Origin of the sequence: Pseudomonas sp. zfem005 (genome assembly GCF_032621735.1) — a bacterium.
GTDB classification, from domain to species: Bacteria; Pseudomonadota; Gammaproteobacteria; order Pseudomonadales; family Pseudomonadaceae; genus Metapseudomonas; species Metapseudomonas solani.
Genome location: NZ_JAVYJE010000008.1, coordinates 369,214 through 383,493, shown reverse-complemented (window position 1 = coordinate 383,493; position 14,280 = coordinate 369,214). Strand labels below are relative to the sequence as shown.

11 protein-coding genes are annotated in these 14,280 nt (G+C 68.3%); all 11 read right to left on the bottom strand.

The window, feature by feature from the left end; translation table 11 throughout:
- Positions 1-23 precede the first annotated feature (23 nt).
- On the bottom strand, positions 24-737 hold the full coding sequence (locus RTW82_RS19820) for a TetR/AcrR family transcriptional regulator (protein WP_021219497.1): 714 nt from the start codon (positions 735-737) through the stop codon (positions 24-26).
- A gap of 114 nt (positions 738-851) precedes the next feature.
- Positions 852-2,357, bottom strand: coding sequence for a lysine--tRNA ligase (gene lysS, locus RTW82_RS19815; RefSeq protein ID WP_316926172.1), 1,506 nt, complete (start codon positions 2,355-2,357; stop codon positions 852-854).
- 74 nt (positions 2,358-2,431) lie between these two features.
- A protein-coding gene (prfB, locus tag RTW82_RS19810; RefSeq protein WP_148304291.1) for a peptide chain release factor 2 occupies positions 2,432-3,527 on the bottom strand; the annotation gives its coding sequence in 2 pieces (ribosomal slippage) (positions 2,432-3,454 and positions 3,456-3,527; 1,095 coding nt in all).
- Positions 3,528-3,630: 103 nt separating this feature from the next.
- Positions 3,631-4,977 carry an exosortase Q gene (xrtQ, locus tag RTW82_RS19805; protein ID WP_316926171.1) on the bottom strand — a complete coding sequence of 449 codons (1,347 nt, stop codon included), beginning with the start codon at positions 4,975-4,977 and terminating at the stop codon, positions 3,631-3,633.
- A complete protein-coding gene (locus RTW82_RS19800) occupies positions 4,974-7,013 on the bottom strand; it encodes a VIT and vWA domain-containing protein (RefSeq protein ID WP_316926170.1) in 2,040 nt (679 codons plus the stop codon). The genes xrtQ and RTW82_RS19800 overlap by 4 nt, the downstream gene beginning before the upstream one ends.
- 378 nt (positions 7,014-7,391) lie before the next feature.
- Positions 7,392-8,420 carry a diguanylate cyclase gene (locus tag RTW82_RS19795; protein ID WP_316926169.1) on the bottom strand — a complete coding sequence of 343 codons (1,029 nt, stop codon included), beginning with the start codon at positions 8,418-8,420 and terminating at the stop codon, positions 7,392-7,394.
- Between the two features lie 180 nt (positions 8,421-8,600).
- Positions 8,601-9,590: a chemotaxis response regulator protein-glutamate methylesterase gene (locus RTW82_RS19790; protein WP_021217170.1), complete on the bottom strand. Its 990-nt coding sequence runs from the start codon at positions 9,588-9,590 to the stop codon at positions 8,601-8,603.
- A complete protein-coding gene (locus RTW82_RS19785) occupies positions 9,587-11,860 on the bottom strand; it encodes a hybrid sensor histidine kinase/response regulator (RefSeq protein ID WP_316926168.1) in 2,274 nt (757 codons plus the stop codon). The genes RTW82_RS19790 and RTW82_RS19785 overlap by 4 nt, the downstream gene beginning before the upstream one ends.
- Complete coding sequence (locus tag RTW82_RS19780) at positions 11,857-12,537, bottom strand: chemotaxis protein CheW (RefSeq protein WP_316926167.1); 681 nt, start codon at positions 12,535-12,537, stop codon at positions 11,857-11,859. Before RTW82_RS19780 ends, RTW82_RS19785 begins: the two co-directional genes overlap by 4 nt.
- Complete coding sequence (locus tag RTW82_RS19775) at positions 12,527-13,792, bottom strand: protein-glutamate O-methyltransferase CheR (protein ID WP_316926166.1); 1,266 nt, start codon at positions 13,790-13,792, stop codon at positions 12,527-12,529. Before RTW82_RS19775 ends, RTW82_RS19780 begins: the two co-directional genes overlap by 11 nt.
- Entirely contained in the window at positions 13,789-14,280 is a 492-nt protein-coding gene (locus tag RTW82_RS19770; protein ID WP_316926165.1) for a chemotaxis protein CheW, read from the bottom strand. The genes RTW82_RS19775 and RTW82_RS19770 overlap by 4 nt, the downstream gene beginning before the upstream one ends.

The window sequence follows — 14,280 nt, the reverse complement described above, 5'->3', positions numbered from 1 at the left end:
AATGCGGGGTCTCGTACCGTGTTCTAGAGCCCCATCACCAGGTAGAGGTAGCGCTTGAGCACGGCTCGCATCTCGTCGATATCGAGGTTGTCCACCCCATCGAGCAGGCCCTGATATTCCATCCGCAGAATGATGGCCGTCAACACCTTGGCGTCCTCGGCCGGCTCATCCGAGCCCAGTACCTGGAAGAAGTGCTCGGCGCCCTGGGAGAGGATGCCGCGGTGGGCATCGGCCAGCGGCCGCAGGCCGGCGTTGATCAGCGCCTCCTGGCGGAACGCCTGCTCGGCCAGCAGCTGCACGCGGTTCTCGATCAGTTGCCGGCGCACATACTGGATGGCCATCTCGACGATCTCGTCGGTCATCTGCCGGCGCGAGGCACCGTCGCGGCTCAGAGCCGCCGCCATGCCCTGCAGGTCACCCTCGACGCTGCCCCAGAACGCGGCCATGGCTTCGGCGCTGCGCTCGACGAACTGGGCGAAGGTGTCGGTGATCAGGTCGTTGATGTCCTTGAAGTAATAGGTGGTGGCCGAAAGCGGCACTTCCGCCTCCGCCGCCACAGCGCGGTGGCGCACCGCGCGCACGCCGTCACGCACGATGATGCGCATGGCGGCATCGAGAATCGCCTGGCGGCGTTGCTCGCTGCCCTGCCGGCTGGCCTTGCGGCCCTGGTACTGGACACTTTCGGCGAGGGCGCTGGCCGCCTGGGCGGCACTGTCGCTACGGGACGACTTGGGCAAGATGCATGGACCTCCGGGTTCAGCTGGGATGCAAGACAGTTTCGACCATTTCTCCGGCTATTCAACTCAACGCCGGCCAAGAAAAAACCGCCCGAAGGCGGCTTTTCTCACGCGTCAGGCCTGGGGCCGCATATGCGGGAACAGGATGACGTCACGAATAGACGGCGAATTGGTCAGCAACATCACCAGGCGGTCGATACCGATGCCTTCACCGGCGGTGGGCGGCATGCCGTATTCCAGCGCGTTGACGAAGTCGGCGTCGAAGTGCATCGCCTCGTCGTCACCGGCGTCCTTCTCCTTGACCTGCAGCATGAAGCGCTCGGCCTGGTCTTCGGCGTCGTTCAGCTCGGAGTAGGCGTTGGCGATCTCGCGGCCACCGATGAACAGCTCGAAGCGGTCGGTGACGCTCGGGTCGTTGTCGTTGCGGCGTGCCAGCGGCGAGACCTCGAAGGGGTACTGGGTGATGAAGTGCGGCTGCTCCAGCTTGCTCTCCACCAGCTCCTCGAAAATCATCACCTGCAGCTTGCCCAGGCCTTCGTGGCCGAGGACCTTGGCGCCGGCGTTCTTGGCGATGACACGGGCCTTCTCGACATCGTTGAGGTCAGCCGCGGTGATTTCCGGGTTGTATTTGAGGATGGCGTCGAACACGGACAGGCGCGCGAAGGGCTCGCCGAAATGGAACACCTTGTCGCCGTAGGGCACGTCGGTGCTGCCGAGCACGGCCTGGGCCAGCTCGCGGAACAGCTCCTCGGTCAGGTCCATGTTGTCTTCGTAGTCGGCGTAGGCCTGGTAGAACTCGAGCATGGTGAACTCGGGGTTGTGCCGGGTCGAAACGCCTTCGTTACGGAAGTTGCGGTTGATCTCGAAGACCTTCTCGAAGCCACCGACCACCAGGCGCTTGAGGTACAGCTCCGGCGCGATACGCAGGAACATGGCCATGTCCAGGGCGTTGTGGTGGGTTTCGAAGGGCTTGGCCGCGGCACCGCCGGGGATGGTCTGCAGCATCGGGGTTTCCACTTCGAGGAAACCGCGCTCGGAGAGAAAGCGACGGATGTGGGCGATGACCTGGGAGCGCACGCGGAAGGTGTGGCGGGTTTCCTCGTTGACGATCAGGTCGACGTAGCGCTGGCGGTAGCGCTGCTCGGTGTCGGTCAGGCCGTGGTGCTTGTCCGGCAGCGGGCGCAGGGCCTTGGTCAGCAGGCGCACGTTGGTCATGTCGACGTACAGGTCGCCCTTGCCGGAGCGGGCCACGGTGCCTTCGGCGCCGATGATGTCGCCCAGGTCCCAGGTCTTGATCTCGGCCAGGGTCTCTTCCGGCAGGGTCTTGCGGTTCACATAGACCTGCAGGCGGCTGGTGCTGTCCTGCAGGACGATGAAGGAACCACGGTTGAGCATGATGCGACCGGCGACCTTGACCGGGATGGCTGCGGCTTCCAGCTCTTCCTTGGTCTTGTCCGCGTACTGTTTCTGCAGGTCCGCGAAGTAGGCATCGCGGCGGAAGTCGTTGGGGAAGGCGATGGCCTTCGCTTCACGCACGGCGGCAAGTTTTTCCTTGCGCTGGGCGATCAGCTTGTTCTCTTCCTGTTGCAGTTCGTGCTGGTCGGGTTGTTGGTCGCTCATGGTCTTGGTGGTTCCTGCTTCGGCGTGTTGGCGCCTGGTGAAAAGTTATCGCTAAAAGAACAAGCGCAGCGGCTTTAGAGACCTTGTTTCAGGCTGGCTTCGAGGTACTCGTTGAGATCCCCGTCCAGCACCTTGTCGCAATCGCTGCGCTCGACGCCGGTACGCAGGTCCTTGATGCGCGACTGGTCGAGCACGTAGGAACGGATCTGGTGGCCCCAGCCGATATCGGACTTGGTCTCTTCCAGCGCCTGGGACGCGGCGTTGCGCTTCTGCATCTCCTGCTCGTACAACCGGGCCCGCAGCATTTTCATGGCGGTGTCCTTGTTGGCGTGCTGGGAGCGTTCGTTCTGGCACGCGACCACCGTGTTGGTCGGTACGTGGGTGATACGTACGGCCGAGTCGGTGGTGTTCACGTGCTGACCGCCCGCGCCGGAGGAGCGGTAGGTGTCGATGCGCAGGTCGGACGGGTTGATCTCGATCTCGATGTTGTCATCGATCTCGGGGGATACGAACACCGCGGTGAACGAGGTGTGGCGACGGTTGCCGGAGTCGAACGGGCTCTTGCGCACCAGGCGGTGCACGCCGATCTCGGTGCGCAGCCAACCGAAGGCGTATTCGCCCTTGATGTGCACGGTGGCGCCCTTGATGCCGGCGACTTCGCCTTCGGACAGTTCGACGATCTCGGCGCTGAAGCCGTTCTTGTCGGCCCAGCGCAGGTACATGCGCAGCAGCATGTTGGCCCAGTCCTGGGCTTCGGTGCCGCCGGAACCGGCCTGGATGTCCAGGTAGGCGTTGTTCGGGTCCATCTCGCCGCTGAACATGCGGCGGAATTCCAGCTTCTCGAGGATCTCGCGCAGGCGCTCGACTTCGGCGGCGACGTCGTTGACCGCGCCTTCGTCGTTCTCTTCGACCGCCATGTCCAGCAGGTCGCGGGAGTCGGCCAGGCCACCGGTCAGCTCGTCGAGGGTTTCGACGATCTGCGCCAGGAGCGAACGCTCACGGCCAAGATTCTGGGCGTACTCCGGGTTGTTCCAGACGTTGGGGTCTTCGAGTTCGCGGTTTACTTCGACGAGACGATCATGCTTGTGATCGTAGTCAAAGATACCCCCGAATGGTCTGGGTACGTTCGGAGAGGTCCTTGATGCTATTGAGGATCGGGTTGATTTCCATGGCTGGAAGCGCTCTCAGGCAAAACTTTCGGAAAAGCCGGCGAGTATACCCGACTCGAAACCCGCCGGGCAGCCCGCCCGACCACCGTAGACCCGGCGTCGGACTACAGCGCTTCGGCCACCGTCACCGCCCGCCAGGGCCCGCTGGAGCGGCCGCTGAGCGCCGCCCAGTACCAGCTGGAATTGTCGCTGAAGCTCTGCCCGGCGGCGTCCTCGATGTACTCGCAGACCTGCAGCGCCGGCCCCTGCCCCTCGGCCACGAAGCAGCGCTGCAACCCGCCATTGCCGGGGCGCTGGCGCAGGGCGATGGCACGGATCACATAACCCAGGCCCTGGTAGCAGTCCGCCGCCGGGTGCAGCTTGCGCGTGGCCGCCGTGACATGGCGCAGGGTGACCACCCGCGAGCCGGTGCTGAAACGGGCGATGGCCCCGGGGAACTGCGCGGCGAAGCGCTGCTCCACCGGCGACAGCGCCAGGGGCCGCAGGCGTTCGCCCTCGAAACGTTGCGGCCACTCGACGAAGGCGGCAACGGGACGGGCCTCGGCCACCGGCCGGCCCAGCAGCGACCCCACCCCCAGCAACAGGAATGACGCCGCCACCAGCCAGCGCCCCTGGTGCCAGGGCGCCACGCCGGTCGCCGTCGTGGTGGGCAGCACCAGCGCAGCCCCCTGCCCCGCCGCCACGGTGCGCAGCACCAGGGCGCAGACGCCGATGAACACCAGCAGCCCGGTGGCCTCGTGCATCCAGGCAGGCCAGCCCGATTGCCCGGCCTCCTGCAGCACCAGCAGGGTGTTGCGCAGGCTGTTGCCGCCCAGCACCAGCAGGCCGATCCACGGCAGGCGTCGCAGCAGCTGCCTGTCCCCCAGGCGCAGCCAGGCGGCGGTGGCGAAGGCGGTGAAGTACGCCACCCAGGCCATGTGCACGCCCGAGCAGGGCGCATCCACCATCACCAGTTGCCCGTTCACCTGCAGCGCCGTGCCCAGGCGCTGCACCTCGTGGCCCAGGCCGCGCAGCAGCCAGAGGCTGGCTTCAGCGGTGACCAGGCGCAGCGGGTAACCGGCGAAGAACTGCAGCGACGAGAGGATCGGCAAGGCCAGCAATCCCAGGCCCAGCCAGGCCAGCACCGGCTGGCCCGGGCGGCGCAGCGCCAGGGTGGTGGCGATCACCGCCAGCACCGCCAGCACGCCGCGCCCCAGCGCCGGGATCAGCGTGCTGCCGAGAATCGCCAGCGCCGCCAGGGCCAGCGACACCAGCAGCCAGCCACGCCGGGGCGTCGCCAGGAAGCTGCGGCGCTCGCGCCACAGCCCCAGCAGCAGGGCCACCAGCGCCACCACGCCGTAGGGGTCGTCCGAGCCGTCGCCCATGCGCCGCAGGCTCCACAGCCACACCGGCCACAGCGCCAGCACCGGAGCCAGCAGCCAGGTCCAGCCCGGCAGCGCGCGGGCCTTCACCCACGCACCTGGCGGCGGGTCACCCAGCCCATGCCCAGCAGGGCCAGCGCCAGCATCGCCCAGGTGGCCGGCTCCGGCGTGCTCGGCACGAGGATGCCGGCGGTGGCGGAACCTGCCTCGGCGGTGCCGACGGCCTGGGCGCTCACGCCCTGGGGCAGCGGCAGCGGTTGCTTGACCGTGGTGCTGCCGGCCGGGTCGGGGTTGCGCACCACCTGGTCCACGGCGATGAAGGAGGTGTAGGGCGTCAGCAGGCTGTACTTCAGGCCCAGGTCGAGAATCTGCTGGCTGTAGCCGAAGCCGCCCTCCAGGGCCTCCTGGTCCATCAACGAGGCGATGCGGTGCCGCGCCCACAGGTGGGTCAGGGCCTGGTCGCCATCGATTACCTTGCCCGCCTCGATCGGCACTTCGCTGCGCCAGGGGCCGCTGGCGGCGATGCCCTCGGCCTGCAGCACGCCACGGGGCTCGCCGCGCCACTTGCCGAACACCACCAGCGGGCGCTGGGCGAACAGGTCGGGCAGCGCCAGCGGCTCGACGTCATAGGTCTCCAGGCCGCTGAAGGACAGTTTCGGGTGCACCAGCACCGGCGAGTCGATCATCCGCCGCAGGCGCTCGGCTTCGGCTTGCGCCGAGCTGTCGTCGAGCACCACGAAGGGCTCGCCCTGCCCGGCCCGTGCCAGGCCCTCGATCAGCTCGCGGTTCACCGAACTGCCGATACCGAAGGCGAACAGGTTGGCCTTGCCCAGGTTGTTGCGCACCAGTTCGAAGGCCTCGGTTTCCACCGTCACGTAGCCATCGGTGACCACCACGAAGCTGCGCGAGCGCTCCGCATCCGCCGGCATCGCCAGCGCCTGGCGCAGGGCCGGCAGCAGCTCGGTGCCGCCGCTGCCCATCTGGGTGTCGAGCATGGTCAGCGCCTGCTCGATGTTGGCCTTGGTAGCCGGCTGCGACTGCGGCGCCAGCAGGCTGCTGCTGCCGGAGAACAGCAGCACGTTGAAGCTGTCCACCGGGCGCAGGCCGCCGATCAGCCGGCGCAGCAGGACCTTGGTGGTGTCCAGCGGGAAGCCGTGCATGGAGCCGGAGATATCCACCACGAAGATGTATTCGCGCGGCACGATGCTGCTGGCCTTCACCGCCGCCGGCGGCGCCACCATGGCCAGGAAGAAGTTCTCCTCGGCGCCACGGGACAGCAGCACGCCGCTCTCGAACACCTCGCTGCCCAGGCGGTAGTCGAGGATGAAGTCACGGTCGTTGCCCGGCTCATGCCCCTCTTCCAGGGTCACCCGGGTGTGCCGGGCCGCGATGGCCTGGCGGGCGATGCGGTGGGTGCGCGAGACGACTTCACCGATGGCGGTGGGCGATTGCAGGTCCACCTGCAGGGAGAAGGTGCTGCGGCCAGGGTCGCCCTCGGCCAGGTGCGATGTGGAGACCCAGGGCTCGGCCTTGTGGCTCGGCTGCCCCGGTGCGCCGTTGTAGCGCGGCCCGACCACGGTGGGGAAAACGAAATGGTAGGTGCCATCGGTGGGCAGCAGCAGCTCGGTGTAGCGCAGCTCCACGTCCACCACGTCGCCGGGGAGGATGTTGGCCACGCTCATCTGGAACACATTGGGGCGCTCCTGCTCCAGCAGGGCGGCGGTCTTGCCAGCGCTCTTGGCCTCCTGGTACTCGCGCTGGGCGCTCTGTTTTTCGCGGATCTGCGCATGCAGCTCGCGATCGCCCAGGCGCACGGTCATGCCATGCACCGCCGCGCGGGTGGAGCCGGGGAACACATAGCGCGCCTCCAGGGCCCGCGAGCCCTCGTTGCGGTACTGCTGGATCACCTTCACGTCGGCGATCACCCCCAGCACCTGCACCTCCACGCGGGTGGACTTCAGCGGCAGGCCATCGACGCCCGGCTCGGCGTTATCCACCGCGAAATAGGGGCTCTCGCCACGTTCCGCAGCCTCCTCGGCCAGGCACGGCGCCACGCCGAACAGCACGAGGAACAACGCCAGCAGCCAGCGGCCGGGCGAGAAGGAAGACAAGGGCGGGCGGTACATGCGGTGCACTCCATGGAAAAGGATCGTGCAGCCATGTTCGCCGGCCTGTGTGGACGCAATTTGCAGGGGCCGTGGTGTTTATGTGGAGTTATGCGGTGATCGCCAGTCGCGCATGAATTCGCGCCTGCGAGTTCAGCCCTACCCTGCGGACCTGACCGGCGCGTAGGGTGGAGGTCGCTTTTTACCTCCACCGGCTTTTTTGCCTTGAGGCAGCGCAGCGATGGGCGCGCAGAGGAAGGACGATGCGCCCTGGGAACGACCGTTCGCGAATGAATTGGCTCCCACGAGAGCGGCGGCGCCACGCGCCGCTTGGCGACTGAAGTCGCCCCTACAGGCCCCTACAGCCCCTACACGTCTGTGTGGAGCGCAGGCAAAAAGCTAGGCGCCGGGCGTATCGGCTACCAGCCCCACCTGGTTGCGGCCGTTGTTCTTGGCCATGTACAGCCCCTGGTCGGCGCGGTCCACCAGCAACAGCGACACCTGGCCGGTCTTGGGCGTCAGGGTCGAGACGCCAATGCTCACACTCAGCGAGGCTCCGTCCTGGGGCAGGTCATGGGGAATGCCCAGGGCCTCCACCGCACGCCGGACCTTTTCCGCCAGCAGGCGCGCGCCGCCGCTGGAGGTGCCCGGCAGCACCATGGCGAACTCCTCACCGCCATAGCGCGCAGCCAGGTCGGAGGAGCGCGTACAGGATTCGCGCAGGGTTTCGGCCACGCGGCGCAGGGCGTCGTCCCCGGCGATATGGCCGAAGTGGTCGTTGTAGCCCTTGAAGTAGTCCACATCGATCATCAGCAGCGACAGCGAGGTCTGTTCACGGAAGGCACGGCGCCATTCCATTTCCAGGTACTCATCGAAGTGGCGGCGGTTGGACAGCCCGGTGAGGCCGTCGGAGTTCATCAGGCGCTGCAGCACCAGGTTGGCTTCCAGCAGCTGCTGCTGGCTCTCGCGCAGGGCGCGGTAGGCCTCGTCGCGCTGCTGCAGGGCGAGGTAGGAGCGGGAGTGGTAGCGGATGCGCGCCACCAGCTCGATGGTGTCGGGCAGCTTGACCAGGTAATCGTTGGCGCCGGCGGCGAATGCGGTGCTCTTGATCGCTGCGTCGTCACGGGTGGACAGCACGATGATGGGGATGTCACGCAGCTCGACGGCGGCTCGATAGTCGGCCAGCAGGCTGATGCCGTCGACGCCGGGCATCACCAGGTCCTGGAGGATCACCGTCGGGCGTATCTGCCGGGCAACCTCGACGGCCGTCAGCGGGTCCGCGCAGAAATGGAAATCGATTCCGACCTCATCGGCCAGGGCGCGGCGCAGGGCCTCTCCGATCATCGCCTGATCATCGACCAGCAGCACCATCACCTTGTTCTCGATGAGCGAGTAGGTTTCGGCCTGATTGCGATAGGGGTAATTCATAGCTTTCTCCAGGCCTACAGGCCTCACACGACACGCAGGCAACATCTGTGTGCGGCCAATGATAATGCGCGGCACGGGTACGCCGCCGCCAAAAAATCGAGCCGCCCGGCTTGTGCGTCGATGCCCAGGGCGGCACGTACGCACCAAGACCCGACCGCAGCGCCCCGGCCCGAGAAACCATCAACGCGAGAACGCCTCCACGAGCCTGGGTGCGATCCGCTGCAAGGGCAGGATCTCCACGGCCGCATCCAGCGCCGCCGCAGCCTTGGGCATGCCGTATACGGCGCTGCTGGCCTGGTCCTGGGCGATGGTGAGGAAGCCCCTTTCACGCATGGCCTTCAGCCCCTGCGCGCCATCGCGGCCCATGCCGGTGAGCAGCACGCCCACCGCCTCGCCCCGCCAATGCGCCACCAGGCTGTCGAAGAACACATCGATGGAGGGCCGGTATACATGGCTGCGGGGCTCTTCGGTATAGGCCAGTTCACCGTTGCGCAGCAGGCGCATGTGGTTATTGGTACCCGCCAGCAATACCTGGCCGGGCTGCGGCGGCTCGCCCTCGCGAGCCAGGCGTACCGGCAGGCTGGACTCGCTGCCCAGCCACTCGGCCATGCCGGCGGCGAAGGTTTCGTCGACGTGCTGCACCAGCATCACCGCCGGCGCGAAGCCGGCCGGCAACTGCTTGAGCAACTGCGCCAGGGACGCGGGCCCGCCGGCCGAGGCACCGATGGCCACCAACTGCCGGCACGAGGGCTCGCGAGCCCCGCGGCTGCCCACGCGCTGGCCGATCAGCCAGCCGATGTTCTGGATCTTGCGCAGCAACGCCGCTGCGTCGCGCTCGTGGTCGGTGCCCAGCGCGGGCGTGTCCACCGCATCCAGGGCTCCGTGGCCCATGGCCTCGAACACGCGATGGATGTTCTGTTCCTTGTCCACGGTGACGATGAGGATCGCGCAGGGCGACTGGGCCATGATCCGCCGGGTCGCCTCGGTGCCGTCCATCTCCGGCATCAGCAGGTCCATCAGCACCAGGTCCGGAGTGTCCTCCTGGCAGAAGCGCACCGCTTCGGCGCCGTTGCCGGCGATCCAGACGATCTGGTGGGCCGGTTCGCGGGCCAGGGCCCGGCGCAGCGCTTCCACCGCCAGGGGCATGTCGTTGGCGATCCCTATCCTCATCCCTGCGCCTCCCCGATCAGCACGACCACCGCATCCAGCAACGCCTCGTCGTGGAAACTGGCCTTGGCCAGATAATAGTCGGCACCGGCGTCCAGGCCACGGCGCCGGTCCTCTTCACGGTCCTTGTAGGACACCACCATCACCGGCAGCGATTGCAGGCGGCTGTCGCGGCGCACCAGGGTCACCAACTCGATACCGTCCATGCGCGGCATGTCGATGTCGGTGATCAGCAGGTCGAAGGCTTCGGAGCGCAGGGCGTTCCAGCCGTCCATGCCGTCCACCGCCACCGCCACCTCGTAGCCACGGCCGAGCAACAGCTTGCGCTCCAGCTCACGCACGGTGAGCGAGTCGTCCACCACCAGCACGCGCTTGCGGCGGCTGCCCGCGCCCTGCCGGGCCAGGCCGCCGACGCGCTCCAGGCGGCCGCTGCCGAGCAGCTTGCCCACCGACTTGAGCATGTCCTCGACATCGAGGATCAGCACCGGCGTGCCGTCATCCAGCAGCGCACCGGCGGACACGTCCTGGACCTTGCCCAGGCGTGGGTCCAGCGGCATCACCACCAGGGTGCGCTCGCCGATGAAACGGTCGACCACGATGCCGTAGAGCGCTTCGCGCTCGCGCACCAGCACCACCGCCAGGCCGTCGCCATCGCTTTCGCCCTCGGGGCGTTGCAGCACCTGGCTGGCGGCCACCAGGCCGACGTGGCGCTCCTCGTGCCAGAAGTGCTGGCGGCCTTCGAGCTGCACCAGCGCCTCGGCGGGCACCCGGGTCATGCGTTCGATATGGGCCAGGGGGAAGGCATAGGCTTCGCCGCCGATCTCCACCACCAGGCTGCGCACCACCGACAGGGTCAGCGGCACCTCCAGGTGGAAGCTCGAGCCCTCGCCCTGGCGCTGCTCCATGCGCACGCCGCCCCGCAGCTGGCGCACCATGTGCTGCACCGCGTCCAGGCCGACGCCGCGGCCGGACACCTCGGTGACCTGCTCGCGCATGCTGAAGCCGGGCAGGAAAAGGAAGGCCAGCAGTTCGTCTTCGTCGAGCCGCGCGCCGGTCTCGACGGTGGCGAAACCACGCTCGATCACCGCGCTGCGCAGGCGCTCCAGGTCGACCCCAGCGCCGTCGTCGCGCAGCTCCAGCACCAGCATGCCGGCGTGATGACGGGCGCGCAGGAGGATGCGCCCCTCCTCCGGCTTGCCACGCTCGGCCCGCAGTGCCGGGCTTTCGATGCCATGGTCGACGGCATTGCGCAGCAGGTGGGTCAGCGGCGCTTCGAGCCTCTCCAGCACGTCGCGGTCGACCTGGGTGTTCTCGCCCTCGATATCCAGGCGCACCTGTTTGCCGAGGCTGCGACCGAGATCGCGCAACATCCGCGCCTGGCCGGCGAGCACGTCGGCGAAGGGGCGCATGCGCGAGGCCAGCGCGGCGTCGTACATCAACTGCGCGCGCTGGCCACCCTGCCAGCCGAACTCATCGAGGTCGGCCATGTGCCGGGCGAGCATCTGCTGGCATTCGCCCAGCAGTTGCCGGGCCTCGGCCAGCATGGCGCGGGAGGCCGCATCCATGGCGTCGTCCTGCACCGCCTCGCGCACGCCGTCGAGGGTACGCACGGCGCTGGCCTGCAGGCGCTTGAGGCGTTGCAGCGAATCCCCCAGGGGCTTGATGCGCTGGAACTCCACCAGCGACTTGCTGGAGATGTCCAGCAGGTGGTCGAGGCGCTCGGCGCTGACCCGCAACACCCGATCACGGTTCTCGCCGGCCGCTGGGGCGGATGCCACGGGTTCTTCCTCGGGTGCGGCCACGGCGGGCGCCGCCACGGGTTCGGCAGCGGGCTCGGGCCGGGCCACCGGCTCGCGAGGGGCCACGCGCTGCCCGCTGGCAAGCGCCTGCAGGCGCTCCACCAGGGCGTCGATATCCGTGCGGCCGTCCTTGTCGGCCCAGTCGGCACCGGCCGCAGAGCCCAGGCGCAGCAGCAGGTCGGAGCCTTGCAGCAGCGCGTCGATATGCTCGGATTGCAGGTGCAAGCGGCCTTCCTGGGCGCCCACCAGGCAGTCTTCCATCACGTGGGCGATGCGCACGCCGGCATCGATGCCGACGATGCGCGCCGCGCCCTTGAGCGAGTGGGCGGCACGCATGCAGGCTTCCAGCTGGTCGGCCTGGCGCGGGTTGCGCTCCAACACCATCAGCCCGCTGCCGAGCACCTGGGTCTGCGCCTCGGCCTCCAGCTTGAACAGCTCCAGCAGCGAGGCATCACGCATCTGGTCCGGGGTCATCCAAGGCTCCTGGCGATGGCTTGCTGCAACATCGATTCGTCCAGCAGGGTGACGCTGCGCCCGCGCCACTGCACCACGCCGGAAGCGAAGGGCCGCGCCACCTGTGCGGCACCCCGGCCGGCCTCCAGCACCGCGCCCAGGGGAATGGCGTGGATGCCGTCCACCTCGTCCACCGGTGCCACCACCGGGCCGTCGTCGCTGGCGACGATAAGCATGCGCGGCACCACGCGGCGCTCCTGGGGGCCGCCCTGGCCCGGCTCCAGGCCGAGCACCTCCACCAGCGACAGGCAGGCCACCAGGGCGCCACGCACATTGGTCACCCCCAGCAGCCCGAGGGAGCGCTGGTGCGGCAGGGAGTGGATCAGCGACTGCGGCGCCACTTCAACCAGCTGCCGGGTGGCCAGGCCGAGCCAGGCGTCGCCAAGGCGGAACACCAGGGTGGAGCGGGTTTCGCCGAGGCTTTCTTCCTCGGCCGCCTGCTCCTCGTCCAGCTCGCGGTGCAAGGCATAGCGGTCCAGCAGGCGGGTGGCGGCGGCAGCGTGCACCTCGCAGTTGCGGCAATGGATGTGTTCGTGCAGACGCTCGCAACTCTTGTCGCCATGTACGCCGATGCGGTTCCAGCAGTCGTCGATGGGCGCCTGGGCGTCGTCCAGGCGCAAGGTATGGCTATCGATCATGGTCGTTCACTCCACGACTGGCGCGCTCCTGCAAGCGCCGGGCGCCGGCCAGGTCGCCGCGCGCGGCGAGCAGCGCCGCCAGGTGGGCCAGGGCTTCGGCGTGCCCGGGCTGCAAGTAGAGAGTCTTGCGGTAGTAGTCCTGGGCCTCCTGCTGCTGCCCGGCCACGTCGCAGAGCAACCCGAGCCAGTAGAACACCGCTGCCGAGGGGCCGTGGGCCGCCAGGTGGCGCTCGCAGGCGGCGCGGGCTTCGGCACTGCGCCCGGCATTGGCCAGCGTGGCGATCTCCAGCAGTTCGGCGGCGCCGTCCCGGCCTGGCGCAAGCGCGGGCACCACCGGCCGGGGCGCGCTCGGGGTGTGCAGCGGGCGAGCGAAGGCCGGCGGCGCCTTGGCCTTCGCCATCGGCGCGGCGGGTCGCGCGGGCGCCACAGTCGGACGCGGTGTAGCGACAACGCGCGGAGCCTGGGCGGTGCCGGGGAGGAAGACGAAGGACTGCGGCAGATCCAGCGCGCGCATGCCGTCCTGGCTCACCAGGCTGGCTTCGGCGGGGCCGACGAACAGCGCGCCCTCGGGACTCATCAGGCGCTTCAGTACCGCCAGCACCTGGGCCTGGGTGGGCCGGTCGAAATAGATCAGCAGGTTGCGGCAGAAGACGAAATCGTAGGGCGCCTCGCCGGCCAGCAGCCCCGGCGCCAGCAGGTTGCCGTGGCGGAAGTTCACCTTGCGCCGGACCTGATCGGTGAGGACATAGCCATCCTCGACGACCAGGAAGTGGCGGTCGCGGAAGCCCAGTTCCTCGCCACGGAACGAATTGCGCCCGTAGACGGCCTGGCGCGCGCGCTCCAGCACCTTCTCGCTGACGTCCAGCGCATCCACCTGGAACAGTGCCGGGGCAAAGCCTGCATCGAGCAGCGCCATGACGATGGAGTACGGCTCCTCGCCGCTGGAGCAGGGCAGGCTCAGCACCCGCAGCGGGCGCCCGGAGGCGAGGCGCGGCAGGCGCTCGAAGGCCAGCCGGGCCAGGGCTACGAAAGACTCGGGGTAGCGGAAGAACCAGGTCTCAGGCACTACGACGGCCTCGACCAGGGCCTGCTGCTCGCCGTGGGACGACTCCAGGCTCAGCCAGTACTCGTCCTCGCCCCGGCAGCCGATGGCCTGCATGCGCAGGCGTATGGCGCGCTCCACCAGCTCACGGCCGACCGACTCGACATCGAGGCCGATGCGTTCCTTGAGCAGGCGCTCGAAGCGCGAATTCATGATGCGGCCTCCGCATCGGTGGGGAACAGCAGTGCGCGCGCCTCTTCACCGAGCAGCTCGGCGACCTCGACACGCTGCACCAGCCCTTGTGCACTGCGGAAAACCGGCCCCAGGTAACGCGCTTCGCCCCCATCGAGCCCGTAGTCCTGGAATGCCTCGGGTTGGCAGCGCAGGGTCTCGGTGGCCTGCTCCAGGATCAGGCCGAGACTGTGCCCGGCATACCGCACCATCACCAGCCGGGTGCTGGTGCGCGCGCGGGCGGGCTCGCCGAAAGCCAGGGCGCCGAGATCAAGCACCGGAACCGGCGAGCCGCGCCAGTCGAAAACGCCGGCCACCCAGGTGGGCGCTCCGGCCACGCGCTTGAGCTGGCGCAGGGGCATCACCTCCAGTACGTCGCGTACGTCCAGGGCGTAGCGGTCGCTGCCCATGCCGAACAGCAGGTACAGCCGCCCCCGTCTCGGCTGCTGGCGAGTCGTGCGGATCGTCAT